The organism is Ruegeria sp. BHSC029, assembly GCF_059613085.1.
In genome coordinates, this window is the sequence record NZ_JBXWRU010000003.1 from 303,889 (window position 1) to 329,338 (window position 25,450).

Sequence of the window (25,450 nt, forward strand, 5' to 3'; positions counted from 1 at the left end):
CGCCCAAATTGTCGTGCGTTATAGGGACCCGGGCAAAAGGTGCAAGGGGGATCGGAAACGGAAGCGAAATTGCCGCTTTCCCCCCTTTCCCTTGGCACCGTATTCTCTATATGCCGCTGCACGACAGATGAGGAAGCAATTGCGCATTCGTTTCGATCATGGACCCGCCGGTCCGGGCACCGGTTTCGACCGGCCTGCCCAGGTGATCCGCGCCGACCGGGCGGAGCAGGTGCCCCAGGCATTGGCGGCGCTGGATGACGCGCGCGCGCAGGGCGGCTGGCTGGCCGGATATGCCAGCTACGAGCTTGGCTATGCGCTTGAGCCCAAGCTGGCCGCAAGGCTGCCCGCGACCCGTCGATTGCCGCTATTGTGCTTTGGGGTGTTCGACGGCCCGAGCGTGCAGGACCTGCCGTTCGGTGCGGCCGGGCTGACTGCGTTCCAGCCGCGTTGGAGCGAGGCGCGCTATGCCGAAGCCTTCCGCGCCGTGCATGATGCGATCGGGGCCGGGGACATCTATCAGGCCAACCTGACCTTTCCCATCGACCTGGAAACCGAGGGCGACAGCGCCGCGCTCTATGCCGCGCTGACCGCCGGACAGCCGGTCGGCCATGGCGCATTGGTCCAGCAGGACGGGCTGCCCGATCTGCTCAGCCGCTCGCCCGAGCTGTTCTTCCGCACCGATGCCGCCGGGATGATCGAGACCCGGCCGATGAAGGGCACCCAGCCGCGCAGCGCCGATCTGGCCGAGGACGCGCGGCGGCGCGATTTCCTGTCCTCGGACGAAAAGAACCGGGCCGAGAACCTGATGATCGTGGACCTGCTGCGCAATGACATCAGTCGCGTGGCGCTGCCGGGAACCGTTCAGGTGCCCGAGCTGTTCAAGGTCGAGACCTACGCCACCGTGCATCAGATGGTGTCGCTGGTGCAGGCGCGGCTGCAGGTAGGGGCGGGGCTGTCCGACATCCTGAGGGCGCTGTTTCCCTGTGGATCGATTACCGGGGCGCCCAAGATCCGTGCGATGGAGATTCTGTCGGATCTGGAGCCCTGGCCGCGCGACATCTACTGCGGCACCATCGGCTGGGCCGCCCCGGACGGGCGGTCGGAGTTCAACGTCGCGATCCGCACCTTGATGGTCGAGGGCAATCGGGCCACGTTGAACGTCGGCGGAGGTGTCGTCTGGGACAGCACCGCCGCGTCGGAATATGAGGAAGCGCTATGGAAAGCCCGGTTCGCGCACCAACTGAGCCTGATTTCCGCCTGATCGAAACCTTTGCGTTTCGGCCCGGGCAGGGGGTCGTGCGGCTGGAGCGCCACCTGCGGCGCATGGCGCGGACAGCGGACTGGCTGGGTGTTCAGTTCGACCTGCGGCGCGTGGGCGAGGTGGTGGCCGGCCTGTCCGGCGCGGACCCGCTGCGGTGCCGGTTGACTCTGGACTTGACCGGTGCACCCAAGATCACCTCGGGGCCTTTGGCAGACAACCCGCCGGGCTGGACGGTGGGTCTGGCGACAACAAGGCTGACGTCCTCGGACATCTGGCTGCGCCACAAGACCACCCGCCGCGCGATCTACGATCAAGCGCGGGCGGAATTACCCGACGGCGTGGATGAGATGTTGTTCCTGAACGAACGGGATGAACTGTGCGAGGGCACCATCACCAACCTGTTCGTCGAAACGGAAGACGGGCGTCTGCTGACACCGCCGGTTGCGGCGGGCCTGCTGCCGGGGATCCTGCGCGAGGAGTTGCTCGAAACCGGACGCGCGGCCGAGGCGGTCCTGACCCTGCGTGACCTGGCCGCCGCGCACCGGATCTGGATGGGCAATTCCTTGCGCGGTTTGATACCGGCCAAGGTGATGCTGCCATGAGCGACCGCAGCTCTGCGCGTGGATTGCAGGTATCGAACCTGCGCCTGAAGGCTGAATTCGTGGCGTTCTATGTCGCGGTCCCCTTGCTGATCGCGGTTCTGTTTCCACCCGACTGGATGTTTCCGGCTCTGTTCTTCTTCACCGCTGTCGGGATCGCCCTGCTGCACCGCACCCCGGGCTTTTCCTGGGCCGAGCTGCGCTATGGCTGGCGCAACTGGCGCTGGGCCGAGGTGATCGGGTTTTCATTGGCAATGGCGGCGATCTGTTCGGCCCTGGTGATGGCCACGCGCCCCGATGCGGCCTTTTTTCTGCTGCTGAACCGGCCCGAATTTCTGGCCGTGATCTGGCTGGGCTATCCATTGCTGTCGGCGCTGCCGCAAGAGCTGCTGTTCCGCACGCTGTTCTATCGCCGCTATCACGCGATCCTGCCTGACGGCGCGGCCTTGCCGCTGCTGAACGCCGGGCTGTTCGCCTTTGCGCACCTGATGTATTGGAACTGGATCGTCACCGTGATGACATTCGCTGGCGGGCTGCTGTTTTCCTGGGCCTACCGCAAGCGCGGGTCGTTCTTCTATGCGGTGCTGCTGCACGCGATCGCCGGCAACATCATCTTTGCCGCCGGGCTTGGCGTGTTCTTCTATTCCGGCAACGTGCAGCGCCCGTTTTAGGGGCATTACTCGGCGGCGTCGCGCATGTCCTGATCGGGCTGGTACAGATAGTCACGCGTAAAAGGCACCGCGTCGCGCCGGTGGCCCAGCTGCAATTGGAACACGGTTTGGTCGCGCTCTTCGAACACCAGTATGCAGGCGGTCAGATAGAACCGCCACATGCGGATGAACCGGTCATCATACATCGCGCGCACTTGGTCCAGGTTGGTCTCGAACCGGTCGCGCCAGGCGCGCAGGGTCAGGGCATAATGCAGCCGCAGGCTTTCGACATCCAGAAACCACAGACCGGTGCGTGCCACGGGTTTGACGATTTCCTCGAGCGACGGGACATAGCCGCCCGGGAAGATGTATTTGTTCAGCCAGGGCGACTGGCCGGTGGGCGGCCCGTTGCGGCCGATGGAATGGATTAATGCCACGCCGTCGGGCTTCAACAAGGCTGCGACCCGGTCGAAATAGGTGCGCAGCTGTGGCGCGCCCACATGCTCCAGCATCCCGACCGAGACAATCCGGTCGAACTGATCCTGCATCTGCCGGTAGTCCATCAGCCGAATGTCGATGCGGTCGGTCAGCCCGGCCTGCTGCACCCGCGCGGTCGCGGTACGGTGCTGGTTCTGCGACAGGGTCAGCCCGGTCACCTGCACGCCGTGGTCACGCGCCAGCGTCAGGGCCAGACCGCCCCAGCCGCAGCCGATGTCCAGCACGCGCATTCCGGGCTCAAGGCACAGCTTACGCGCGATATGCGCCTTTTTGGCGGCTTGTGCCTGTTCCAAAGTCATCCAGGGCTGCTGGAAATAGGCGCAGCTGTACTGCATGTCAGGGTCCAGCATCAGCCGGTAGAAGTCGTCGGACAGGTCATAGTGATGCGCCACATTGCGCCGCGCCGAGTGGACCGAGTTGCGCTGCAGGATCGGTCGCAGCAGATACCCCGCCCAGTCCTGGATCTGCTGCAGCAAGGGCAATGACCCGCTGGCCGCGCATCGAATCGCGATCCGCATGGCACTTTCCAGGCCGCCCTCATCGACGGTCAGGGTGCCATTCATGTAGCCCTCGCCGAAAGCCATCTCGGGATTGCGCACCAAGCGCGCCATCAATGCGGGGTCATGCAGGGTGATATGCGCCTCGGGCTGCGTGGCGTCGCCATAGGTGCGCGCCGTCCCGTCAGGATAGGTGATCCGCAGAGTTCCGCGGGTGATGAAACCCCGCAATACGCGATCCAAAACAGTTTGCCACATCGGCCGAACACCTCCTTGCTCAAGGGGCCTGGCTCCCGCGTGCCGGGAAAACTATTCGAGTTCACATGTCCAAAAGATAGCGATTTTTTCGAATTTGTCTGCATTCCGGGCTCCGATGGAGGCGCATCGTGCTCCAACCCTTGACTTCCCGACCCGATCGCGGTGTATCGGCGCGACGAATTCAGCGCCCGAAGGGATATCATCCATGCACGCCTATCGCAGCCACACCTGCGCCGATCTGACCGCCGCCAATGTCGGTGAAACCGTCCGCCTGTCGGGTTGGGTTCATCGGGTGCGAGATCACGGCGGCGTGCTGTTCATCGACCTGCGTGACCACTATGGCGTGACCCAGGTTCTGTGCGACGGCGACAGTGCTGCGTTCAGCGCGTTGGAGAAAGTGCGCTCGGAATGGTGCATCCGCATCGACGGCACGGTCAAGGCGCGCGATGCCGAGTTGGTGAACCCAAAGCTGCCCACCGGCGAGATCGAGGTCTATGTCCGCGAACTGGAAGTGCTGGGCGCGGCCGAGGAGCTGCCGCTGATGGTGTTCGGCGATCAGGAATACCCCGAGGAAACCCGCTTGCGCTATCGCTACCTGGACCTGCGTCGCGAGGCGATGCAGCGCAACATGGCACTGCGCTCGGACGTGGTGGCCAGCATGCGCCGCCGCATGTGGGATCAGGGCTTCCGCGAATATCAGACGCCGATCATCACCGCGTCCAGCCCCGAGGGCGCGCGCGACTTCCTGGTGCCCTCGCGCCTGCATCCGGGTAAGTTCTATGCGTTGCCGCAGGCGCCGCAGCAGTTCAAGCAGCTGATCATGGTGTCGGGCTTCGACAAGTATTTCCAGATCGCGCCCTGCTTCCGTGACGAGGACCCGCGCGCCGACCGGTCACCCACGGATTTCTACCAGCTCGACCTCGAGATGTCCTTCGTAACCCAGCAGGACGTGTTCGACACGATCCAGCCAGTTCTGACGGGAATCTTCGAAGAATTCGGCGGTGGCCGGAAGGTTGATCAGGAATGGCCGCAGATTTCCTACAAAGACGCGGCGCTGTGGTATGGCACCGACAAGCCCGATCTGCGCAACCCGATCAAGATGCAGGTGGTGTCTGAACACTTCCGCGGGTCCGGTTTCGCGATTTTCGCCAAGCTGCTGGAACAGGAAGGCACCGAGATCCGCGCGATCCCCGCGCCGGGTGGCGGCAGCCGCAAGTTCTGCGACCGCATGAATGCCTTTGCCCAGAAGGAAGGCCTGCCGGGTATGGGCTACATCTTCTGGCGCGAGGGCGAGAACGGGATGGAAGCAGCCGGCCCGCTGGCCAAGAACATCGGCCCCGAACGCACCGAGGCCATCCGTCTGCAACTGGGTCTGGGCAAAGGTGACGCGGCGTTCTTCCTGGGTGGTAAGCCCAAAGCCTTTGAAAAAGTCGCCGGCAAGGCGCGCGATGTTATCGGCGAGGAACTGGGTCTGACCGACAAGGACCGGTTCGCCTTTGCCTGGATCGTGGATTTCCCGATCTACGAAAAGGACGAGGAAACCGGCGAAATCGATTTCGAACACAACCCGTTCTCGATGCCGCAAGGTGGCATGGAGGCGCTGCAGGGCGACCCGCTTGAGGTCAAGGGCTATCAGTACGACCTGGCCTGCAACGGTTACGAGCTGGTGTCGGGCGCAATCCGGAACCACAAGCCCGAAATCATGCTCAAGGCCTTCGAACTGGCTGGCTACGGCGAGGACGAGGTCAAAAGCCGCTTTGGCGCGCTGTTCAACGCGTTCCACTATGGTGCTCCGCCGCACGGGGGCTGCGCCGCCGGCATCGACCGGATCGTTATGCTGCTTGCGGATGAGGCCAATATCCGCGAGGTCATGATGTTCCCGATGAACCAGCGCGCCGAAGATCTGATGATGCAGGCGCCGTCGGACCCGACCTCGGATCAGCTGATGGAACTGGGCCTACGGGTCATCCCTCAGGAATGAGCCAAGGACCGTACCCAAAGTGTGAAAAACCTTTGGGTGCGGTCAAAACTACTGCGGTGGCGCGAAGCGAACTTTCCGCCAAGCACTTCAGTGCTTATCGGTGCCCGCGTTTTCCAAGTGGCTAAAACCCCTTGAACTCGAATTCAGTCCACCCAGTTCGGCTGTTTCTCGCGGTTGGCGCGAATGGTCCGCGCGGATCTGCGGGTGTGCCAATACCACCAAGCGCAGAGCATGGCCGTTGTCACGAAGTAGGCCAAGGTCATTCAGATCGCCTTTCGTCTTTCAAGACGGCTTTGGACAAGGCCGGCAACCCGCGCGGCCAAGGCTGTTACCGGAGCGCTCTTGGCGCGCGAGGATGCGAGGTCATGGGCTGCCTGTTCCAGAACCGTATCCTCGGCATCTCGGGCAACACCGCGCAGGAATTGAGCGGCATAGTCCAGAGTGCGTGAATCCGCCGGCCCGGTCAGAACATCTGCGATATGCGCCATGTCATCCTGATAAGCCAGCGGATCGGGGCAGATCTGTTCGTCTTTGACGGATTGGAGTGAACCCGGACGGCGGTCTTCGGGGAGATTTTCCAGGATGGCCCTTTGGAAGCTGATCAGCGAATTCAACGGTTTCGCTAGAAAGCCATCGGCTCCGGCTTGCAAGGCAAGCGTTTCGGCGCAGTCATCGCCGGACATACCAAGGATGACGCTGATACGTGGGGAAACCGCGTTCAGTTCCGCGATCAGGTCTGCGCCGGAGCCGTCCGGCAGGCCCATGTCCACCACGATCACCGACGGGCGATAGATCTGAAGGTGCCTGCGCGCCGACCTCAGGCAATCGGCCCGGCGGATGCGGGCGCCGCTGTGCAGGCACATCAGTCGCATTGCATCACAGGTATTACGACTGTCCTCGACAACCAGAATGGTCTGACCCAGCAAAGGCCGGGTGGCGCTGGGGGCGACGGTGGATGGGGCGAACGGCACCGAATCGTCCATGGCAGAACTCCTTTCAGCAGATGCCTCACGCTAGGAACTCCTGGCTAACACAGGGTTAACGCGCGTTTTGGCGCACTTGCCCTTTGACAGGGCAGCCCCCATAAACGCTGCAACGCAGAACAGAGGAGACCGCCATGATTGGCCGCCTGAACCATGTCGCCATCGCCGTGCCCGACCTCGAGGCCGCATCCGCCCAATACCGCAACGCGCTGGGCGCCAAGGTTGGTGAACCTCAGGATGAACCGGATCATGGCGTGACGGTTGTCTTCATCGAACTGCCCAATACCAAGATCGAGCTGCTGTACCCGCTGGGCGACGACAGCCCGATCAACGGCTTCCTGGAAAAGAACCCGGCGGGTGGCATCCACCATGTCTGTTATGAGGTCGAGGACATCATCGCCGCACGGGATCACCTGAAGGCGACCGGTGCCCGCGTTCTGGGAACCGGAGAGCCCAAAATCGGCGCCCACGGCAAGCCTGTGCTGTTTTTGCACCCCAAGGATTTCAACGGGTGCCTTGTGGAGCTGGAGCAAGTCTGAGCTGGGCTGAGGAGGCGTCGAAATGACAATCACTGCTGCGTTGGTTTTGTTCGCCGTGATCTGGTTCATGACCTTGTTGGTCGTGCTGCCGGTCCGCATCAAGACGCAAGGCGACCTGGGCGACATCGTGCCGGGGACCCATGCGGGCGCTCCGGAAGTTCACCACATGAAGAAAAAGATCTGGATCACCACCGGTATTTCTATCGTGTTGTGGGCGGTGATCGCAGGGATCATTGTTTCTGGCGTAATCTCAGTTCGTGATTTCGACTGGTTGAACCAGATGGAACCGCGCGAGTAATCAGCGCTCGGCCTGTCGCGACAGCCCATGAAAGATATGCGTGAACGTTGCGGCTCCGATGATCGGAATGAAAAGGTTCACCAGCGGGACCGACAGGGGGATGGCCATCAAGGTTCCGGCGACCCAGATCGTCCCGGCATGGCGTGCCCGCAACGCCCGCGCACCGTCGCGCCCGATCCGGCGCATTGCCGCCAGCGTGAAATACTCCCGACCCAGCAAAAACCCGTTCATCCCCCAAAAGATGAACGGAGCGAGGGGTGTGAACAGCGCGTAAAGGACCAACGCCAATACGTTGGCAATAATCAACACGCCCAAGAATCCCAGCGAGTCCAGCACCGCATCCCAGATCGGGACGGACGGAACAGGGGGTAGGTTCGGGTAATGCCGGTCTTCAACGGCCTGTGCGACCTCATCCAGAAACATCGATGTGATGGCTGAGGCCACCGGCACCATCAGAAAGACCGGCAGGATCAGAACCAGAAAGATCCCTGAATAGTTCAGAACGTCGTTCAACCACGGGACGTCGCCGACAAATGGCAGCGAGATCTCCTGACCAGCAAGGGCGTTGATGCCCCAAATCGCCGCCGCACAGGCAACAACAAGCAGCACTATCGTCAGGCCGACACCGCGCAGTAGCACCGATCTGAAACGAGAATCGCCGAGCTGCCCCAAAGCCGCGAAGAACGCGTTGAGGATAATCATTCCGTCACCCACTCGGTGATCGCGGCCACGTCCGGGCGGGGCCTTTCGGGCGGAGTGGCCCCTTCGGTTGCGATGTGAATCAGTCCGGCAATGCGTTCATTGTCGGCCAAGCCCAAACCGCGTTCGCAGAATTCGCGGTCGTGCGACTGCCAACCTGAAAGCCAGTTGGCACCCCAACCCGCAGCAAGGGCTGCGTTGAGCAGTGCAAGGCAGACCGCCCCGGCCGAGTAGGTTTGTTCGATTTCCGGGATTTTCGGCGATGGTTTTTGCACTTCGATGACGGCAACGGCGAGATGCCCCATATCGAACTGACTACGGGCCTTGGCAATGTCTTCGGGGCTTTTCCCCAGCGCAACGCCTCGTTCCTCGGTCAGATCGGCCAATCGCGGCATCGCGCCTTTTTCGATGACGATGAACCGCCAAGGTTCCAACTTGCCATGATCGGGGCTGCGAGCGGCTGCGGTCAGCAACGGGATCAATTCGTCGCGGGTCGGCGCCGGGGCCATCAACGTCTTGGCGGGCCGCGACCTGCGCGACTGCAGGAACTCGAACGCAGCCGGGTTTTTCAGCGTCATATGTTAAATTCCTTTACATGGTTCTGTCGTATCTCGGGCAGACACGCGCCGGTTTCAAGGGCAAGATGTAAAACTGTTGGATATTGTGCCACCTGGCACCGTCCAAATGCGGAAGAGAATGTGGTGGCAAAACCGAAACTGCGAAACCTGCCGGACCTTGCGCATCTGGCGCGACCCGGGCAATCGATTCCCGTGCGGGTGACTCCCAAAGCTGCGCAGGACCGGATTTCTTTCGACGGGGCGACAGTGCACATCGCTGTCACCGCCGTGCCCGAGGATGGAAAGGCGAACCAGGCCGTGGTCAAGCTGCTGGCCCGGGTCATGGGTGCCTCACCGTCGGCTTTGACGCTGAAAAAAGGCCATACAGGGCGCGACAAGGTCTTTGTCTACGATCCCTAGGCTGGTGTCTCCCTGATTTGATACACCCCTTCGGGCAGATCCAGAGCGGCGGCAAGGTCGCGCACCTGTTCGGGCGAAAGGGTGATTTTCTGCATCTGGTCCGTTCGGGGGTCCAACTGCTCGATCGTTACGCACTCGGCGAAACTGTTGATCACCACGTCTTCTTGCAAAGGCTCCGGGCCTTCGTCCACCAGGGTAATGACTGTCGAGTCGAATTCATGCTCAATCGAAAACATGTTCCCAGACTGCCCAGCCTGCGATCGCAATGCAACCCGCTGATTGGGTTTCGGGCTGTGGTCAGGGAGGCCACATCGCGCTAAGCTTTCCTGCCGGCACGAACAGAAAGGATCCGGAATGCACCGCCTCAGGTTTTTGCTGGTCTTGGTTGTGTCCGCGTGCACTGCGGGCGGGTTCATTGCTGTTGATGATTGGTCACCATCCTCGCCCGAACTGCGCGACTCGGCACTGACGTTTCAGCAGGTCAGCAGGTCGGTCGGGGCAGCCGCGCAAAAAGTCTGTCAGCGCGAGACACGGGGGCAAAACTGCGATTTCGGGATTCTGATCGACACGGATCCGTTTGCCGAGCCAAATGCGTTCCAGACGTTGGACAAGGATGGGCGCCCGTTCATCATTTTCACGCAGGAAATGGTCAAGTCGACGCAGAACGCTGACGAGATGGCGTTCGTGATGGGACACGAGGCGGCGCATCACATCCTGGGCCACATCGCCCGGCAGGTAAAAAACGCCAAGGAAGGGGCCCGCATTTTCGGAGAACTGGCTGAGGCGCAAGGCGAGGACGCGGCAGGAATTGAACGTGCTCAGAAGCTGGGTGCTGAAGTCGGAGTTCAGAGCTACACGAAAGAATTCGAGCTGGAAGCGGACCGGATGGGAACTTTGATCACCTATTCGGCTGGGTACAATCCGCTGGTCGGCATGGCCTATTTCGGCCGGATTCCAGATCCGGGTGACCGCTTTCTGGCGTCTCATCCGCCCAATGCCAAGCGCATCGAAGTTGTTCTGGAAACAGCCGCCCAGCTCGGCCTGACCCAATGACCCAGATCCAGCGGATGGGGGTTGTTCTGACGGATCGAGGCTCGAAATACGCGGTGAGCGGTGCTCCCGTCAGGTCGCGGGATGAGGTCGATGCGGTATTGCGCGACCTTAAATCGGACAAGGCATATGCCAAGGCGACCCATAACACGTGGGCCGCGATTTTGCCGACCGGCGCTCTCAAGGCAGATGATGGCGAAACTGGTGCGGGGATGGTCATATTGCGCATGTTGGAACGCGCCGGTGTGCAGGATCACGTGGTCATTGTGACCCGATGGTATGGCGGCAAAAAGCTGGGCGGAGATCGTTTCAGGCGGGTCCAGGACGCCACACGGGCCTACCTGGACGACCTGGGGATCGTCTCTTGACCTGAATCAAGGGCGCCGTGGGGTTATGGCGCTAGGGTTCTTTTCAGCGAGACAGCGAAAGGAACTCGGATGTCCAGACGCGAAGAATTGCGCCGCCACGCCGCTTTGGTGGATCGAATGGCCCTGAAACTGGGCGTTGACCTGCAGGAGGCCGCAATCGGCGGTTCGGTTTCCATCGACGAAATCACCGACGCGGTGCTGCGCTGTACAGGCTGTACAAACCCCTATCACTGCGACCGCGCGTTGGCGCTTCAAAACAGCGACGGACGGCCACCGGAGTATTGCCGAAACCAGGATTTGCTGGCCAGGCTTGCACCCTAGCGCGGACGGGCAGAACCATGAACGTCCTTGGCCAGACCATGAAGCATGTACGCCTTGTTCTGCGGATGGGGCAGGCGACCGGCGTTGACCTTGTAGATGCCCATCTCACGGGTCGGCTCAGTCCCGACGAATGGGCGCGCATGGTGGGACGGTGCCGGGGCTGCGAGTGGGCTTGCGACTGTAGCGACTGGCAGACGCACCGAGGTGATAGGGTTGAGGCCCCGGAGACATGTCCGAACAGGAACCGATTCGCCAAACTTAAGACGCTGCAGAATCAGGAAAAACAATGAAACTTGTGCGACTCGGAGACATAGAAAAACACTTCTGGCTGACGCGGTCGGTTGCGCGCTGCATGGAAATCTCGCTGTCCGAAGCCATCGCCGAAGGGCGGCTGACCGCGCAGGGATACAGCGAAATGGTGACCCGTTGTCGAGCCGCTGACTGCAGCGAAAGATGTGCCGTCTGGCTTGCGTGCCAACAGAGCCGGGCGACCGCCGCCCCGGAATTTTGCGCGAATGCCAAGGCTTTGAATGCGCTGACCTGATTGGCCTAAAGCTTGGAATGGCTTCCGTCGCACAGCGGCGGATTAGCGGTTTGCTTGCATCCGCAGAAGAAGACCTTCTTGCTTGATTCTGCTACATATTTTACCGGCTCGATCCCGGTTTCCTTGTGCGAACCGTCGCAGAATGGCTGACGTTTGGAGCGTCCGCAAGCGCACCAGAAGTAGCTTTTGCCTTCAGTCACTTCGATGGGGTAGGGCGATTTCTGGGCGATTTGAGATCCATTTGGCATTCTGGCGCTCCGGCTGTTGAAAGGGACATCCGAGAGCTTAGCCCAACGCAGAGAAATGTGTAGTTCGCGCGTCCCGGTCCGGCGGTGGCACGTCGCGGTGCAGGCGTGGATTCGCCTCTGATCACACGGATGTGACCGTATCTGTTGCCAGAAAGCCGAACTGCCCGTATCCTTAACCTGGCCCCGAAAAGTTGGGCAATATCAGAAAAGTATTAAAGGATTGATGGACATGAAACTGAAATTCGCTGCCGCCGGCGCCTTTGTTTTGATCCTGACTGCTTGCTCGCAGCAGGAAGAGCCCACCCCGGTTTACGTTCAGCCGAGCTATGACAAATATGGCTCGCCCAGCTGTTCGGCAGGCTATGAACTGGCCACCACCGAGGCCGGCCAGACCGTGTGTAACCCGGTCACTCAATAAGCTTTTTGCAGACGGTCCCGATTTGGGGGCCGTCTGCCTTCTTCCGCCGGATGGCGGTTCAGCGCACCAGCTTCCCCCACAGATCGTATTCACCAGCCTCGTCGACCTGAACAAGGACGATGTCACCGGGTTTCAGGTTTTCGTGACCGTCGTCGATGAACAGGTTGCCGTCGATCTCGGGCGCGTCTGACTTGGTGCGGCAGGTGGCGGCTTCGGCATCCACCTCATCCACGATCACTTGGATCCTCTGGCCCACTTTCGTCGCCAGTTTCGCTTCGGAAATCGCCTGGGCCTTTTGCATGAAGCGCTCCCAGCGCTCTTGCTTGATCTCATCCGGGACGTGATCCGGCAAGTCGTTCGAGCGGGCCCCTTCAACGTTTTCGTATTGGAAGCACCCGACGCGATCCAACTGCGCCTCGTCCATCCAATCCAGCAGGGTCTGGAACTCGGCCTCGGTCTCCCCCGGGTAGCCGACAATGAAGGTCGATCGCAGCGTGATGTCGGGGCAAATCGCGCGCCAGGCGGCGATCTCGTCCAGTGTCTTGGCGCCGGCAGCGGGGCGCGCCATTCGTTTCAGAACGTCCGGATGCGCGTGTTGGAACGGGATGTCCAAGTAGGGCAAAAGGTTGCTGCCTGCATCCGCCATCAGCGGGATCAACTCGCGCACATGTGGATAGGGGTAGACGTAGTGCAGTCGTATCCACGCATCCAGTTGGCCCAGTTCACGGGCCAGATCGGTAATGTGGCTGCGCACCTCCCGGTCTTTCCAGGGGTTCACGTCGTATTTTCGATCCAGGCCAAAGGCCGAGGTGTCCTGGCTGATCACCAGCAATTCGCGCACACCGCTGTCGACCAGTTTTTCAGCCTCGCGCAGAACGGCGTGGGCCGGTCGGCTGGCCAGTTTTCCGCGCATATCCGGGATGATGCAGAATTTGCACTTGTGATTACAGCCCTCGGATATCTTGAGATAGCTGTAGTGGCGCGGGGTCAGCTTCACGCCCGAAGCCGGCAACAGATCCACATACGGATTGGGATCAGGCGGAACGGCGGCGTGAACGGCATCCAGCACCTGTTCATACTGGTGCGGCCCGGTCACGGCCAGGATCCGGGGGTGATGTTCGCGGATGTAGTCAGGTTCCGCGCCCAGGCACCCGGTCACGATGACCTTGCCATTTTCCACCAGCGCCTCGCCGATTGCCTCGAGGCTTTCGGCCTTGGCGCTGTCGAGAAACCCGCAGGTGTTCACGATCACGGCATCCGCACCTGAATAGTCGGGCGAGATCCCGTATCCTTCGGCGCGTAGGCGCGTCAGGATGCGCTCGCTGTCGACCAGTGCCTTGGGACATCCCAAGGACACCATTCCGATGGTGGGTTGGCCGCTGCGCGGTGCGTCGATGATCCGGGCTGCGGGTGCCAGATCGGGGCGTAGGTTTGGCGGGTTGGTGCTCATTGCGCGGCATATAGTGGGGAAATCTTCCCCTTGCAAATCCTTCGCACGCGAGGAACATCGAAGCTGAGGCAAAAAGCCGGCAAGGCAGAGAGCAAATCATGAAGTGGCTGATACGCATTCTATTCATTCTGGTTGCGGTCGCGGGGCTGGTGATCGGGGCGTTGCTTTTGATGCCCGGCGACAAGCTGGGCAAAATCCTCGCCGAACAGGTCAAGGCGCAGACCGGGCGTGAGCTGACGTTGTCCGGCGATGTTCGCCTGTCCTTTTGGCCGGTTCTGGGAATGGAAACCGGGCCGGTTACGTTTGGGAACGCGCCTTGGGCCAGCTCTGAACCGATGCTGAGCGCGCAAAGCCTGGCAGTTGGCGTGGACGCATCAGCGCTGTTGGCGGGGGATGTGCGCATCCGGCGCGTCGTGGCCGAGGATCCCGTCTTGCGGCTGGAACTGTCGCAAGGGCGGGGCAACTGGGAAATGTCGGCGCCGCAATCCGGGGCGTCAAACACGGGTTCTGGCAATGCAGATGCGCCCGCACCCAACTCTGCGGCACCGGCCGAGACCGGAACCGTGACCCTTGACCAACTGGAGCTCAGCAACGCGCGTCTGGTTTATGTGGAAAACGGTGTCCCTCAGATGGATTTTTCCGGGGTCGATCTGAAGGCCAGCTGGCCTGATGTCACTGCGCCGATGAAGATGAGCGCCTCAATGCCGGTGCCCGGTGGCGCAGTTGAGGTTGATCTGGAAATTCCTGATTTACCTGCATTTTCCAGTGGCGCGGTGACGCCATTGGTTCTTGGCCTGACAGCGCTGGGCGGAGAGATCAACTTTGACGGACGCGTCAACCTGGCCGGTGAAATGGACGGCAAAACTCATGTCCGGACCACAAACACCGACGCGATGCTGGCCGCTTTTGGTCAGGGTGGGGTGTCAGTCCCCATGGGACTTGGACGGGTCGCGGATGTGTCCGGCAAGATGACCTACACCAAGGATGGGCGCATTTCCTTGCGGGATATGCGCGCCGCTTTGGATCAGAACAGTTTTGACGGTGCCGCAGATATTGTTATCGCAAACCCACCAAGGATTACTGCGCGGCTGAGTACTGGTGACCTTGACCTGACGCAGGCAACAGCCGGCAGCGCGCCCAGCAGCGGCGGCGGCACGGGCGGAGGGAAACAGGCGCCCGAAGGCTGGTCCCAGGCGCCGATCGACGCGTCACCCCTTGCATTGGCAAATGGAACGATCCGGTTGAAAGCCAATTCGATCGCCATTCCTGATATGACCTTTGGTCCCAGCGATCTGAGCCTCAGCCTGGATCGGTCGCGTGCGGTTCTGAAAATGGAACCGGCCACGCTGTTTTCCGGAAAGCTGACCGGAGAAGTCGTGGCCAACAATAGAAACGGACTGTCGGTCGGGGGCAACCTGACCGCCACGGGTATCGACCTCAAGCAGGCTTTGACCACGTTGGGCGGTGTCGAACGTCTGTCCGGTACTGCGTCGGGAACGTTGCAATTCCTGGGGGTGGGGCAAACCGAAGCGCAGATCATGCGCTCACTCAGCGGCAAGGGCAGCGTGGACGTCGACAAGGGGGTGATCTCCGGGTTTGATCTGGATCGTTTGATGGGGCGCGGCGAAGGCAGTGGAGGGACCACCGTCTTCAACAGCCTGACTGCCACCTACACGATGCAGGACGGCAACCTGACGAACAACGATCTTCTGATGCAGCTTGACAATTTCCGTGCCGATGGCGCGGGCCGTGTCGGGCTGGGTGCGCGGGATATCGACTATGTGTTCACGCCGGTCGCGCTGCGGGCGAACGGCGGCAATGGCATTGCCGTGCCCGTGCGGATCAAGGGGCCGTGGAGCGATCCGTCGATCAAGCCCGACCTGAGCAAGGTGATCGAAGCTGCGACAGAAGAGAAGCTCAAGGAACTGGAGCAGGACGCGAAGGACAAGGCGCTGAAAAAGGTCGGAGAGGAGTTGAATACAACCATTTCCGACAGCGAACAGGTCGAAGACGCGCTAAAGCAGAAGCTTGAAGATGAGGCCAAGAAGGGCTTGCTGAAACTGCTCGGACGGGATTGAGAAAGGGACGCCGCAGCGCCCCTTTTTTGCTCAGATCGTCTGGTCGTAGTCGCCCACACCCGGCTCGGTGCGGATTACGGCATCGATATCGGCGAAAATTGCCCGCATCTCATCTTCGCTCTCGCTGCTTTCGCAGACCACCACCAGGTTGGGCGTGTTCGAAGACGCCCGGACCAGGCCCCAACTGCCATTGTCGAGGATGACGCGGGCACCATTGACGGTCACGACTTCCTTGATCGGCCGACCGGCCAATGTTTCACCCGCCTCTGCCTTGGCAACGAGCTTGTCCACCAAGCGGGCGAGAATGTCATATTTTTCGGTATCGGCAGCATAGGGCGACATGGTCGGGGTCGACCATGTCTTGGGCAGGGCGCGACGCAGATCGGACATGCTCTGTCCCGGATTGCGGTCCATCAGTTTGCAGATTTCCACCGCGACCCGCATTCCGCAGTCGTATCCACGCCCGATTGGCTCGGCCAGAAAGTAATGGCCCGACTTTTCGAACCCCGCCAACGCGCCGATTTCCTTCACGCGCCGTTTCATGTGGCTGTGGCCGGTTTTCCAGTAATCCGCCTTGACGCCATGGGCCTGCAGTTCGGGATCGCTTGCAAACAGGCCGGTCGATTTAACGTCGGCCACGAAGGTCGCGCCGGGATGCAGCTTGGCCAAATCGCGGGCCATGATGACACCGACCTTGTCGGCAAAGATCTCCTCGCCCTCGTCATCGACCACACCGCAGCGATCGCCGTCTCCGTCAAACCCAAGCGCGAGGTCCGCCCCGCTGGCTTTGACGGCGTCTGCCATGTCGTGCAACATCTCCATCGCTTCGGGGTTCGGGTTGTAGTTGGGGAAGGTGTAATCCAACCGGTTGTGGCTGGGTACGACCTCGACGCCGATCCGCTCAAAGATCTCGGGGGCAAAGGCAGATGCGGTGCCGTTCCCCGTCGCGCAGACCACCTTGAGGGGGCGCGACATTTTGAAATCACCGACCAGATCGTCGATATAGGCCTCTTTCACGCCGTCCACGAATTCATAGGACCCGCCGGGGCGTGCCACGCCTTCGCCGTTCAGCACGATATCGCGCAGCTCGGCCATTTCGTCAGGGCCGTGGGTCAGAGGACGGTCAAAGCCCATCTTCACCCCGGTCCAGCCGTTGGGATTGTGGCTGGCCGTCACCATGGCGACCGCGGGAACATCCAGGTGGAATTGGGCGAAATACGCCATCGGGCTCAGCGCAGGGCCAATATCCTTGACCTGGATACCGGCCTGCATGAGGCCCAGAATCAACGCATTCTTGATCGCCAGAGAATAGTCGCGGTAGTCGTTGCCGACCGCGATCAGCGGCTCGATCCCACGCTTGTGCATCTGAGTGCCCAAACCAAGACCAAGAGCCGTCATCCCCGGCAGGTTGATCTCGTCCGGGTATTTCCAGCGGGCATCGTATTCACGAAACCCGGTGGGTTTGATCATCGCATCGCGCAGAAAGCTCCAGGTGTTCGGGGTCACCTCGGGGATTGGTTTGGTCATGGAAAATCTCGATCGTTAAATCTGAACTGGGTTGGCCTTGGCCAGGGCATCGAAACGCATCAATGTGTCAATCAGTTGGCCCATTTGGTCCAACGGGATCATATTCGGCCCATCAGACGGCGCCGTGTCCGGATCCTGATGCGTTTCAATGAATACGGCACCGACGCCCAGGGCCACGGCCGCGCGGGCCATTACCGGTGCAAATTCCCGCTGCCCGCCGGACGAGCCGCCTCGGCCACCGGGCTGTTGAACGGAATGGGTTGCATCCATGACAACCGGATACCCGGTTTGCGCCATTTGCGGCAGGGATCGCATGTCGGCGACAAGCGTATTGTAGCCAAACGAGGTTCCGCGCTCGGTCAGCAGGATGTTGTGGTTGCCCGTGCTTTCGATCTTTTCGACGATGTTCGGCATTTCCCAGGGGGCCAGGAACTGACCCTTCTTGACGTTGACGGCCTTGCCTGTTTCTCCGGCTGCCAGCAGCATGTCTGTCTGGCGGCACAGGAAGGCCGGGATTTGCAGGATATCCACTGCTTCGGCCGCGATGGCACATTGCGCTTCAGTGTGGACATCCGTCAGGACCGGAATACCCATCGTTTTGCGAATGTCATCCAGCACCTTCAGCCCGGCCTCGATCCCCATGCCGCGTTTCCCGGACAGGGACGTACGGTTGGCTTTGTCATATGAGGCCTTGAACACATACTGTGCCCCCGCGGCTTCACAGGCTTCTTTCATCCTTCCCGCGATCATCTGTGCGTGATCCGCCGTTTCAAGCTGGCAAGGGCCCGCGATGATGGTCAGCGGAAGGTCGTTGCCAACGGTGACGTTGGCTATTTTTACATGTTTCATGAGCTCTACGAGGATACCTGTTCACGAAGGACTGACGTAGTCAGCGAAATCATCAGGTAGATACCAGCAAACAACAGGAAAGCCAAAATCGTATTTTCGAACTTTCGCGGATAGGTGGGCTCCTGACTGGCGACCGGGTTCACGGAAACGGTGAGGTATCGAACCTTGCGGTTGGCCTCGGTCCGGGCGGTTTCCATTTGCTGCATGGCCGATTGCAGCATCATGTCCCGTGCGGCCAGATCGGCCTGTGCCATCTGGATCCGAACGCTCAACCGCGCCAGCGAGTTTTCGCCGGCGGAGGCGTCCAGCATCTCGGCATTGAGCTCTTCGAGCAAGGCCTCAAGCCGGTTGATGTCGGCTTGAACGCCGTCGACCTTGGCTTTGTTCGGCCGAAGGTTGTCCAGCAACGCCGCCAGTTCCAATTCCTTGTCTTGAAGCTGTATCTCGATCTCGTTGATGCGGGCGCGCAGCCCGGCAATCACGTTTTCGGGGTCCAGAACGGCACCCTGCAACTGCAGTTCGATCAGCGCTTCCTGGGCTTTGCGCCGTTCTTCCTGAGCGTCCTCGAAGGACTGCAGAGCGTCCCGCATCTGATCTTCGCGCTTCAGTTCGGTGAGGCCGTTGATCTTTTCTTCGGCGTAGGAGATCAGCAGATTTGACAGGTCGACGGCAGTGTCCGGGTCGGGTGCCGCAACCTCCATCCGGATGATACCGTCGCTGGGATCATAGCCGATTGTGACCATTCGCTTGTACAGTTTGAACGCCTCTTCCAGCGTGGCGTCCTGAGGCAGTCTTTGAATCGGATCTATCCAGTCCTGCTTGAAAATCTCGGCAAAACCAGTGTCCCGTTCCAGACGGTTGAGCGCATCCTTGGATTCAAGGAACTCCTGGGTCGCGACCGAGTCCTGCGTGGTTGCGTATTGCGTCCCGGCCAAAAGCCCGCCGATCTCACCAGCGCCACCATCTGCCTGTAGAATGGAAAACGCGGACTCGCTGGCGTACATCGGAGTGGCTATGCGATAGAAGTAATAGCCGACAATAATCGTGGGCAGCAGAACAAAGGCGAATAGACGGGCAAACAGACCAAACAGCTTTCGTCTGCGCCGACGGGCGATATCCTTCTGAATCTGGCCGATTTCGAATTCGCGCCGCTGTGCCGGGCTCCATTCGGGGCCGGGAAGGGTCTGTTGCTTTTTTTTCACCGTTTGCGGCAGCTGGATCGTGACCTTGTCTTTTGGCTGGTCTTCCGCATCCGCGGTATCGGAAGAACCCGCCGCAAAATCCAGAAGGTTGGAGCGCGGAAACGGATCGATCCCCTTTTTTCGTAGCAGACGCACGGCATCGTAGTCCGACGTCGCAGCCAGACCGTGTTTCTGCGCCAGGCGTCGGGCTATGCGCAGCTGACGACCGGTCAACCCTTCTTTCTTGATGGCATCCAGTTCAGTTCCGGCCGGGGCTTCCTCGGCCGGTTGAGTTGCTTTTCTGATGCGCGAAATCGCCTCGGTACGCGCCTCGACCGTGCCTTCGGCCTGCGAGGCATGGTTCGGGTCGTATTTTTTAACCTTGGGTTTGGTAGTCATATAGCTGCGTCGCCTCTTCCAAGGAGTCAAACATATGAAGCTGCCCATCCACAAGCACGGCGGCCTGGCGGGCGAATTTTTCGAGGGTTTTGGGATTGTGTGACACAATCACCAAAGTCGTGGTTCGCAAGCGTTCCTGCAGGATTGAACCTGCTTTTTTGTTGAATTCGACATCGGTGGTGGCAGGCATGCCCTCGTCGATCAGGTACATGTCGAAATCCAGGGCCAGCATCAACGAAAAGGTGAAACGGGCGCGCATGCCGGCTGAGTATGTCGCCAAGGATTGGTTGAAATACTCGCCCAAGTCGCACATCCAGCTGCAGTAAGCCTCGACATAGTCGGGGTCCATTCCATAAATCTTGGCGATGTAACGGGCATTCTCGAGTGCGGACATCTTCTTGGAAACGCCGCCGGCAAAGCCCATGGGGAAAGACACCCGGCACTCTCGGCGGATCACGCCTTCGTCGGGCTTTTCGAGGCCGGCCATCATGTTGATAAGCGTGGTTTTTCCGGTGCCGTTCGGGGCCAGAACGCCAAGTGATTTTCCCAGCTCGACCCGGAACGAGACCCTGTCCAGGATCACCTTGCGGCGAGTCCCGGTCCAAAAGGACTTGCTGACATTCTCGAACTCAAGCATTCACTGCCTGCTCATGTTTTTGCTTTGGGTGCGGCCACCGGTGGCTGGCTGACGGCCGGGTGTTCTACCGCTCCATGTTGGCCACATTATGTCGAAATATGAAACAAATGTTCAATGCGCGTTCGATACGCCTGACAACAATTGTGACGCATAGAGCCGACAACTGGATCGGTTTGCGGGAACGACTATGATCCATCCTAGGATTGCAACAAGCGCCAAAGGGCTGGAGATCAGGTGAAGCAACTTGCTGAGGAAATCAGATCGTGCCGGTTGTGCGCCGACCGCTTTGCTGCGACTGCGACCGCGCATCAGCCGCGCCCGGTGGTGTGGTTCCGCCCCGGTGCGCGCATCCTAATCGCGGGGCAAGCTCCCGGGGCACGAGTCCATGAGAGCGGCCGACCGTTCACCGACCCTTCAGGCGACCGGCTGCGGGATTGGCTGGGGTTGGAGGAAGAACAATTCTACGATCAGGCGCGGGTTTCGATCGTTCCGATGGCGTTTTGTTTTCCGGGGTACGATGCGCGAAAGGCGGACTTGCCGCCGCCGGCGATCTGCAAGAAGACCTGGCATCACAGGGTCATGAGTGAACTTGGCGATGTTCCGTTGACCATTCTTGTCGGTGGCCACGCGCAGAAATTCCATCTGGGCGCACAAGCTTCGGTGACCGATACGGTGCGCAATTGGCGACAGCATGCGCCGCGGGTATTTGCCTTGCCTCATCCGTCATGGCGCAATACGGCATGGCTGAAGAAGAATCCCTGGTTCGAAACGGACCTGTTGCCGGTGCTGCGTGCCCGGGTCAAAGAGGTGATGGATGACTGACACGACCGCGCTGGACATTGCGCATGCCCAGATGGAGGCCGACCCTCAGAGCGATGCCGCGCGGCTGAGGTTTTTCGAACGGCTCGCGGACAACGAACTGTTTCTGTTGCTGACCGAAGAGGCGCGAGACGAAAACATCTCGCCCGAGCTGTTTGACGTGGCAGATGGACGGTTTGTGCTGGCCTTTGACCGCGAAGACAGACTGGCGCAGTTTGCGGGCCGTCCTGCCCCTTATGCCGCTCTGTCCGGACGTGTTCTGGCGGGGATGCTTGCAGGGCAGGGCATCGGGTTGGGGCTGAACCTCGAGGTGGCGCCGTCGTCGATGCTCATCCCTGCCGAAGCGTTGGCCTGGCTTGCGGAAACCCTCAGCCATGCCCCGCAAGAAGTGCAATCCCGTCTGACGGAGTTCCTTCCGCCCGCGGGGTTGCCCGACATTTTGCTGACGGCGCTGGACACCAAACTGGCCACAGCTTCAGGTCTGGCCTCCGCCGCATATCTCGCCGGAACCCGCGCCGAGGGCGGTGGGCAGGGTCATCTTCTTGGTTTCGTGGACGCGGTGCCCGGTGCCCAGACGGCCTTGGCCAAGGCGGTGTCCGAAGCTCTGACATTTTCGGGGATTGAGGCTGGTGCCATGGATGTCGGTTTTTTCGCGGCCAGCGATCCTGCCGCCGCAGCATTGGCGAAAGTGGGCCTGCGATTTGATATCCCCGAGCCTGTGCGCGCCTCCGGGTCCCGACCTTCGCCCGGAAGCGACCCGGACAGTCCCCCGATCTTGAAGTGAAATCGAGGCTTCGGCGCAGGGATGGTTTGCTCCCTGCGCCAAATGAACAGATTTATTCGGCAGCTGTCTCCAGCTTGTCCTGCGTACGGGTTTCGAAGTCGCTTGCGTTATGCCGTTCGCGCAGTTGGGTGTGCAACTCTCCGAAGGCGCGGTTGACCATGCGGCCCCGCTTCACGGCTGGCCGCGCGTCAATCTCTTGCGCCCATCGCATGACGTTCTTGTAGGACGTCACATCAAGGAACTCGGCCGCGTCGTACAAACGACCCAGAACCAGTTGCCCATACCACGGCCAGATTGCCATATCAGCGATCGAATAGTCCGAGCCGGCGATAAAGGTTTTGTCGGCAAGCTCGCGGTCCAGAACATCCAGCTGGCGTTTGGTCTCCATCGCAAAGCGGTTGATCGGGTATTCCCATTTCTCTGGCGCATAAGCGTAGAAATGCCCGAACCCACCACCCAGATAAGGCGCGCTGCCCATCTGCCAGAAAAGCCAGTTCATCACTTCTGTGCGCTCAGGGCCGGATGCGGGTAGGAATGCTCCGAACTTTTCGGCCAGATGGACAAGGATGGAGCCGCTTTCAAACACCCGTATCGGCGCTTCACCCGAGCGGTCCATAAGGGCGGGGATTTTCGAGTTCGGGTTGATCGCGACAAAATCCGAGCCGAACTGATCGCCGTCACCGATATTGATCAGCCATGCATCATATTCCGCGCCCGCGTGACCCAGGGCCAAAAGCTCTTCCAGCATGACCGTCACTTTCACCCCGTTTGGCGTTGCAAGCGAATACAACTGCAAGGGATGATTGCCGACGGGCAATTCCCTGTCATGGGTCGCCCCTGCGATGGGGCGGTTGATATTCGCGAAACGCCCTCCGCTTTCACTATCCCATGTCCAGACTTTTGGTGGGGTGTATGTGGTGGTGTCGCTCATCTTCTGCCTTTCGTCCCAGAGCCGAGCCGCGCCCGGCCCGACAAGAGTTAGTGTTGCAGAACAAGAACGCCAACCCCCGACGTGGCGGCTGTTCTGTAACAATTGCGGCAAGACTGCTCACGTTTGCTCGTCAATGGTCACAGCGGCGTTAACGGGTCTTCGCCGACGAAGGGAATTGCTTATTGTCTCTGCAGACAGCCACTCTGGCCCTGCAACCCGTCAAGACACGAGGACATGAAACATGAACAGATTTGCTCTGACCTTTGCTGCTGCAATGGCGTTGGCCGTGCCCGCCTTTGCCGGCCCGCAATATGTCGATGGGACCGGCTTCGCCGTGTCCGGATATGATGTGGTGGCCTACCGTGGGCTTGCACAGTCGCCGATCGGACAGTCGCAGCCCGAAGGCGTGCGCGGACGGTCGGATATCACTGCGGAATACAACGGGGCGACCTGGGCTTTTGCGAGCGAAGAAAACCGCGCGAAGTTCCTTGAAAAACCCGCGTTCTATGCGCCGCAATATGATGGCCATTGCGCCTATGGCGTGTCCAAGGGTGGCAAGGTTCCCGGCAACCCCAACCTTTGGCGGATCGTTGACGACAAGCTGTATCTGAACATCACCGATGTCGTGGTCGGATTCTGGGAGGAAGACGTCCCGGGCAACATCAACCTTGCTGAGGGGAACTGGCCGGGGCTCGAGGGCAATGACGCTTCGACCAACGTGATCCCGAAATTCACGTCCGAGGGCCCGATCGCGAACTGACGTTACGCGCGTTGCAGGCCCGGCAGACCCGCCGGGCCTTTTTCAATGCTTGGTCTTCAACAAGCCTGCCAGAACTGTTCCCGAGTGGCCTGATCCGCCTCAAACCGGATCCGGACGCTGCGCGCGCCGGGAAACTTGCGTTCTCGAATGGTGTCGGGAACAACGACCTCGCCCGCTCCGCCATTCTTGGCCTGGAAGGACAGTATCTCGGTTTCGACCGTCCGAAAGCCGGCAAGAACGGATGTCGGCAGGGCAACGCGGTTTTCACCTTCGCAAACCGGCGTCGCAACGAAATAGGTCAGGTCGCGGCCATAGCAGCCGATCGCCTCTGGTACATGGTCCGAATTGCGCGTCGATAGCGGGCAATCTTCCGCGCTGGTCTCGCCAAAGGATAGGGCGCGACTTGGATCGAGCAGTTTCAGGCAGGCGGAAATATCCTTCTCGTCCAGCTCGATGATACGCTTTTTGAGTTTCGGGCGTCGTGGTTGGGCCGGCCCGGCGCCTTTTCCTGCCAACCCGTTTTTGCGCAGATAGTCATAGGCCGACTTCGCCTGCGCAAACTGATTGCAGTCGCCGCCTGTATGGTCGGGATGTGCATGAAAGGCGATGTCACGCCACGCATTCCGGATGTCCGATGCGGTGGCGGTCTGATCAAGGCCCAAGACGTGCAGTGCTTCTACGCGAGCCTGAATTTTCTCGACTGGCTCCATACCAAAATCACTCGATAAAACAACTGGCTCCTATTTTCCGGAGCCTTGAGTTTCTGTCAAATTATCCAGTGAATTGGTAGGCTTGGCGGGGACAGTGCGCCGTTGCATGGCGAATTGTTCGCACCTTGCAGCGGGTCGCAGGGGGGCAATCCCCCTTTGGCTTGTGCAAATGCAGGGAACAGTCAGGCGACGTTTTGCAGATCGGCTTTGGGCGTGACCCCAAGGGCAAAACACACATCGCGGGTCAGTTCGGGGCGGTTCAGCGTATAAAAATGCAGCTTGTCCACGCCTTCGTCGATCAGGTCCGAACACAGCTCGGTGCATAGCGCAGTGGCCAACAAGTCGTGCCGGTTGTCACGGATTGCTTTGTCAAAGGCCTGGTCGACCCAGTCCGGCACCTGCGCGCCACAGCGTTTGGCAAATTTCTTGGCACCGGCCCAGTTCTCGATTGGCAGGATGCCCGGCACGATCGGCTTGTCGATCCCGGCTTTGGCGCAGGCATCACGAAAGCGTAAAAACGTTTCGGCCTCGAAGAAGAATTGCGTCAAAGCCTCGTCTGCGCCGGCGTCCAACTTGGCTTTCAACCAGTCGATGTCAGCCTGTGCATGTGGCGCTTCGGGGTGAATGTCGGGATAGGCACCGACGCGGATGGTGAAACTGCCGGTTTCCGCCAGTGCTGCGATCAATTCGACCGAGTGGGCGAACCCATCGGGATGCGGGACGAACCGTTCCTGCCCCTTGGGTGGGTCGCCGCGCAACGCAACGATGTCGGTGACGCCGGCCGCGGCAAAGCTGTCGGCAATGGCCAAGGTCTCGCTGCGTGAAGCGTCGACACATGTCAGATGGGCCGCGACTTTCAATCCCGAGGAATTGTGCAACGTCGCCACCGCATCGCGGGTCAATTCGCGGGTGGTGCCCCCCGCACCATATGTGACCGAGACAAAACGGGGTGCCAGTGGCGCCAGTGTCTGAACCGTATCCCACAGGCGAAACGACGCTTCGAGCGTCTGAGGCGGAAAGAATTCGAAGGAAATCTCGGGCTGGGTCATGGCAGTCTCGCAGGTTGTGTTGCGGCTCTTGTGCCATGGAGTTCTTTGTGAGACAAACTCATATTATTCAAGAACAACATGAATGAC

Annotated in this window: 31 protein-coding genes; 17 read left to right on the forward strand and 14 right to left on the reverse strand. The window is 60.3% G+C overall.

All coding sequences use genetic code 11. The features are described 5' to 3' along the window. Positions 1–139: 139 nt before the first annotated feature. Genes AC2FML_RS08525 through AC2FML_RS08535 form a run of 3 tightly spaced genes read left to right on the forward strand, consistent with a single transcriptional unit; the run spans position 140 to position 2,531 of the window. Complete coding sequence (locus tag AC2FML_RS08525) at positions 140–1,261, forward strand: aminodeoxychorismate synthase component I (RefSeq protein ID WP_496782775.1); 1,122 nt, start codon at positions 140–142, stop codon at positions 1,259–1,261. Continuing rightward, positions 1,216–1,863, forward strand: a complete 648-nt coding sequence (locus AC2FML_RS08530) for an aminotransferase class IV family protein (RefSeq protein ID WP_496782777.1) — start codon at positions 1,216–1,218, stop codon at positions 1,861–1,863. Before AC2FML_RS08525 ends, AC2FML_RS08530 begins: the two co-directional genes overlap by 46 nt. Beyond that, the gene (locus AC2FML_RS08535) at positions 1,860–2,531 is read left to right on the forward strand and encodes a CPBP family intramembrane glutamic endopeptidase (RefSeq protein ID WP_496782778.1); all 672 of its coding nucleotides are present in this window, start codon (positions 1,860–1,862) and stop codon (positions 2,529–2,531) included. Before AC2FML_RS08530 ends, AC2FML_RS08535 begins: the two co-directional genes overlap by 4 nt. Positions 2,532–2,536: 5 nt before the next feature. On the opposite strand, the gene AC2FML_RS08540 is transcribed toward AC2FML_RS08535, so the two are convergent. Then, positions 2,537–3,763 carry a class I SAM-dependent methyltransferase gene (locus tag AC2FML_RS08540; protein WP_496782780.1) on the reverse strand — a complete coding sequence of 409 codons (1,227 nt, stop codon included), beginning with the start codon at positions 3,761–3,763 and terminating at the stop codon, positions 2,537–2,539. A gap of 205 nt (positions 3,764–3,968) precedes the next feature. On the opposite strand from AC2FML_RS08540, the gene aspS reads away from it, so the two are divergent. Beyond that, entirely contained in the window at positions 3,969–5,744 is a 1,776-nt protein-coding gene (gene aspS, locus AC2FML_RS08545) for an aspartate--tRNA ligase (protein WP_496782781.1), read from the forward strand. A 263-nt stretch (positions 5,745–6,007) separates the two neighbouring features. On the opposite strand, the gene AC2FML_RS08550 is transcribed toward aspS, so the two are convergent. After that, entirely contained in the window at positions 6,008–6,727 is a 720-nt protein-coding gene (locus AC2FML_RS08550) for a response regulator (RefSeq protein ID WP_496782783.1), read from the reverse strand. Between the two features lie 134 nt (positions 6,728–6,861). On the opposite strand from AC2FML_RS08550, the gene mce reads away from it, so the two are divergent. Together mce and AC2FML_RS08560 are read left to right on the forward strand one after the other, a co-directional pair. After that, positions 6,862–7,266, forward strand: a complete 405-nt coding sequence (gene mce, locus AC2FML_RS08555; RefSeq protein ID WP_093964690.1) for a methylmalonyl-CoA epimerase — start codon at positions 6,862–6,864, stop codon at positions 7,264–7,266. A gap of 22 nt (positions 7,267–7,288) precedes the next feature. Continuing rightward, positions 7,289–7,564 (forward strand): DUF1467 family protein, encoded by a 276-nt coding sequence (locus tag AC2FML_RS08560; protein ID WP_093964691.1) that lies wholly within the window; start codon positions 7,289–7,291, stop codon positions 7,562–7,564. Here the strand turns inward: AC2FML_RS08560 and AC2FML_RS08565 are convergent, their stop codons facing one another. Together AC2FML_RS08565 and AC2FML_RS08570 are read right to left on the reverse strand one after the other, a co-directional pair. After that, a complete protein-coding gene (locus AC2FML_RS08565; protein ID WP_480752719.1) occupies positions 7,565–8,266 on the reverse strand; it encodes an EI24 domain-containing protein in 702 nt (233 codons plus the stop codon). Then, a complete protein-coding gene (locus AC2FML_RS08570; protein WP_496782784.1) occupies positions 8,263–8,841 on the reverse strand; it encodes a nitroreductase family protein in 579 nt (192 codons plus the stop codon). Before AC2FML_RS08570 ends, AC2FML_RS08565 begins: the two co-directional genes overlap by 4 nt. A gap of 123 nt (positions 8,842–8,964) precedes the next feature. Here AC2FML_RS08570 and AC2FML_RS08575 point away from each other — a divergent pair, with 123 nt between their 5' ends. Beyond that, positions 8,965–9,240 carry a DUF167 domain-containing protein gene (locus tag AC2FML_RS08575; protein WP_170357166.1) on the forward strand — a complete coding sequence of 92 codons (276 nt, stop codon included), beginning with the start codon at positions 8,965–8,967 and terminating at the stop codon, positions 9,238–9,240. Here the strand turns inward: AC2FML_RS08575 and AC2FML_RS08580 are convergent. Next, the gene (locus tag AC2FML_RS08580; protein ID WP_093964694.1) at positions 9,237–9,476 is read right to left on the reverse strand and encodes a DUF8831 family protein; all 240 of its coding nucleotides are present in this window, start codon (positions 9,474–9,476) and stop codon (positions 9,237–9,239) included. The genes AC2FML_RS08575 and AC2FML_RS08580 overlap by 4 nt on opposite strands. 118 nt (positions 9,477–9,594) lie before the next feature. Here AC2FML_RS08580 and AC2FML_RS08585 point away from each other — a divergent pair, with 118 nt between their 5' ends. From AC2FML_RS08585 to AC2FML_RS08605, 5 genes are all read left to right on the forward strand, one after another. Next, positions 9,595–10,293, forward strand: coding sequence for a M48 family metalloprotease (locus AC2FML_RS08585; protein WP_170340641.1), 699 nt, complete (start codon positions 9,595–9,597; stop codon positions 10,291–10,293). Next, the gene (locus tag AC2FML_RS08590; RefSeq protein ID WP_170357167.1) at positions 10,290–10,658 is read left to right on the forward strand and encodes a YigZ family protein; all 369 of its coding nucleotides are present in this window, start codon (positions 10,290–10,292) and stop codon (positions 10,656–10,658) included. Before AC2FML_RS08585 ends, AC2FML_RS08590 begins: the two co-directional genes overlap by 4 nt. A 69-nt stretch (positions 10,659–10,727) precedes the next feature. After that, complete coding sequence (locus tag AC2FML_RS08595; protein ID WP_170357168.1) at positions 10,728–10,979, forward strand: DUF6455 family protein; 252 nt, start codon at positions 10,728–10,730, stop codon at positions 10,977–10,979. A 17-nt stretch (positions 10,980–10,996) separates the two neighbouring features. After that, positions 10,997–11,269: a DUF6455 family protein gene (locus tag AC2FML_RS08600; RefSeq protein WP_280525634.1), complete on the forward strand. Its 273-nt coding sequence runs from the start codon at positions 10,997–10,999 to the stop codon at positions 11,267–11,269. Beyond that, a complete protein-coding gene (locus AC2FML_RS08605; protein WP_170357169.1) occupies positions 11,266–11,523 on the forward strand; it encodes a DUF6455 family protein in 258 nt (85 codons plus the stop codon). Before AC2FML_RS08600 ends, AC2FML_RS08605 begins: the two co-directional genes overlap by 4 nt. 5 nt (positions 11,524–11,528) lie before the next feature. On the opposite strand, the gene AC2FML_RS08610 is transcribed toward AC2FML_RS08605, so the two are convergent. Then, positions 11,529–11,771, reverse strand: coding sequence for a CDGSH iron-sulfur domain-containing protein (locus AC2FML_RS08610; protein WP_496782786.1), 243 nt, complete (start codon positions 11,769–11,771; stop codon positions 11,529–11,531). Positions 11,772–12,000: 229 nt separating this feature from the next. Here AC2FML_RS08610 and AC2FML_RS08615 point away from each other — a divergent pair, with 229 nt between their 5' ends. Continuing rightward, positions 12,001–12,189, forward strand: a complete 189-nt coding sequence (locus AC2FML_RS08615; protein WP_244952318.1) for a hypothetical protein — start codon at positions 12,001–12,003, stop codon at positions 12,187–12,189. Positions 12,190–12,247: 58 nt separating this feature from the next. Here the strand turns inward: AC2FML_RS08615 and rimO are convergent, their stop codons facing one another. Continuing rightward, positions 12,248–13,639, reverse strand: coding sequence for a 30S ribosomal protein S12 methylthiotransferase RimO (gene rimO / locus AC2FML_RS08620; protein WP_496782787.1), 1,392 nt, complete (start codon positions 13,637–13,639; stop codon positions 12,248–12,250). A gap of 98 nt (positions 13,640–13,737) precedes the next feature. Between rimO and AC2FML_RS08625 the strand changes: the two genes are divergently transcribed. Further along, positions 13,738–15,717, forward strand: coding sequence for an AsmA family protein (locus AC2FML_RS08625; RefSeq protein ID WP_496782789.1), 1,980 nt, complete (start codon positions 13,738–13,740; stop codon positions 15,715–15,717). A gap of 30 nt (positions 15,718–15,747) precedes the next feature. Here AC2FML_RS08625 and AC2FML_RS08630 read toward each other — a convergent pair whose 3' ends face one another. Genes AC2FML_RS08630 through AC2FML_RS08645 form a run of 4 tightly spaced genes read right to left on the reverse strand, consistent with a single transcriptional unit; the run spans position 15,748 to position 20,310 of the window. Continuing rightward, positions 15,748–17,244, reverse strand: a complete 1,497-nt coding sequence (locus AC2FML_RS08630) for a phosphomannomutase/phosphoglucomutase (protein ID WP_170368015.1) — start codon at positions 17,242–17,244, stop codon at positions 15,748–15,750. A 15-nt stretch (positions 17,245–17,259) separates the two neighbouring features. Next, a complete protein-coding gene (kdsA, locus tag AC2FML_RS08635) occupies positions 17,260–18,093 on the reverse strand; it encodes a 3-deoxy-8-phosphooctulonate synthase (RefSeq protein ID WP_170340066.1) in 834 nt (277 codons plus the stop codon). A 5-nt stretch (positions 18,094–18,098) separates the two neighbouring features. Then, entirely contained in the window at positions 18,099–19,673 is a 1,575-nt protein-coding gene (locus AC2FML_RS08640; protein WP_496782790.1) for a KpsE/RkpR family capsule polysaccharide export protein, read from the reverse strand. Beyond that, a complete protein-coding gene (locus AC2FML_RS08645) occupies positions 19,651–20,310 on the reverse strand; it encodes an ABC transporter ATP-binding protein (RefSeq protein ID WP_496782791.1) in 660 nt (219 codons plus the stop codon). Before AC2FML_RS08645 ends, AC2FML_RS08640 begins: the two co-directional genes overlap by 23 nt. A gap of 234 nt (positions 20,311–20,544) precedes the next feature. Between AC2FML_RS08645 and AC2FML_RS08650 the strand changes: the two genes are divergently transcribed. Then, on the forward strand, positions 20,545–21,132 hold the full coding sequence (locus tag AC2FML_RS08650; protein WP_496735351.1) for a uracil-DNA glycosylase family protein: 588 nt from the start codon (positions 20,545–20,547) through the stop codon (positions 21,130–21,132). Then, positions 21,125–21,913, forward strand: coding sequence for an SseB family protein (locus AC2FML_RS08655; protein WP_496782793.1), 789 nt, complete (start codon positions 21,125–21,127; stop codon positions 21,911–21,913). Before AC2FML_RS08650 ends, AC2FML_RS08655 begins: the two co-directional genes overlap by 8 nt. A gap of 52 nt (positions 21,914–21,965) precedes the next feature. Here the strand turns inward: AC2FML_RS08655 and yghU are convergent, their stop codons facing one another. Next, positions 21,966–22,844 carry a glutathione-dependent disulfide-bond oxidoreductase gene (gene yghU / locus AC2FML_RS08660; protein WP_496782794.1) on the reverse strand — a complete coding sequence of 293 codons (879 nt, stop codon included), beginning with the start codon at positions 22,842–22,844 and terminating at the stop codon, positions 21,966–21,968. A gap of 241 nt (positions 22,845–23,085) precedes the next feature. On the opposite strand from yghU, the gene AC2FML_RS08665 reads away from it, so the two are divergent. Continuing rightward, entirely contained in the window at positions 23,086–23,604 is a 519-nt protein-coding gene (locus AC2FML_RS08665) for a YHS domain-containing (seleno)protein (RefSeq protein ID WP_496782795.1), read from the forward strand. Positions 23,605–23,660: 56 nt separating this feature from the next. Here the strand turns inward: AC2FML_RS08665 and AC2FML_RS08670 are convergent, their stop codons facing one another. After that, complete coding sequence (locus AC2FML_RS08670; protein ID WP_170441732.1) at positions 23,661–24,314, reverse strand: J domain-containing protein; 654 nt, start codon at positions 24,312–24,314, stop codon at positions 23,661–23,663. A gap of 182 nt (positions 24,315–24,496) precedes the next feature. Further along, positions 24,497–25,363, reverse strand: a complete 867-nt coding sequence (gene metF, locus AC2FML_RS08675) for a methylenetetrahydrofolate reductase [NAD(P)H] (protein ID WP_496782797.1) — start codon at positions 25,361–25,363, stop codon at positions 24,497–24,499. Positions 25,364–25,450: the final 87 nt, after the last annotated feature.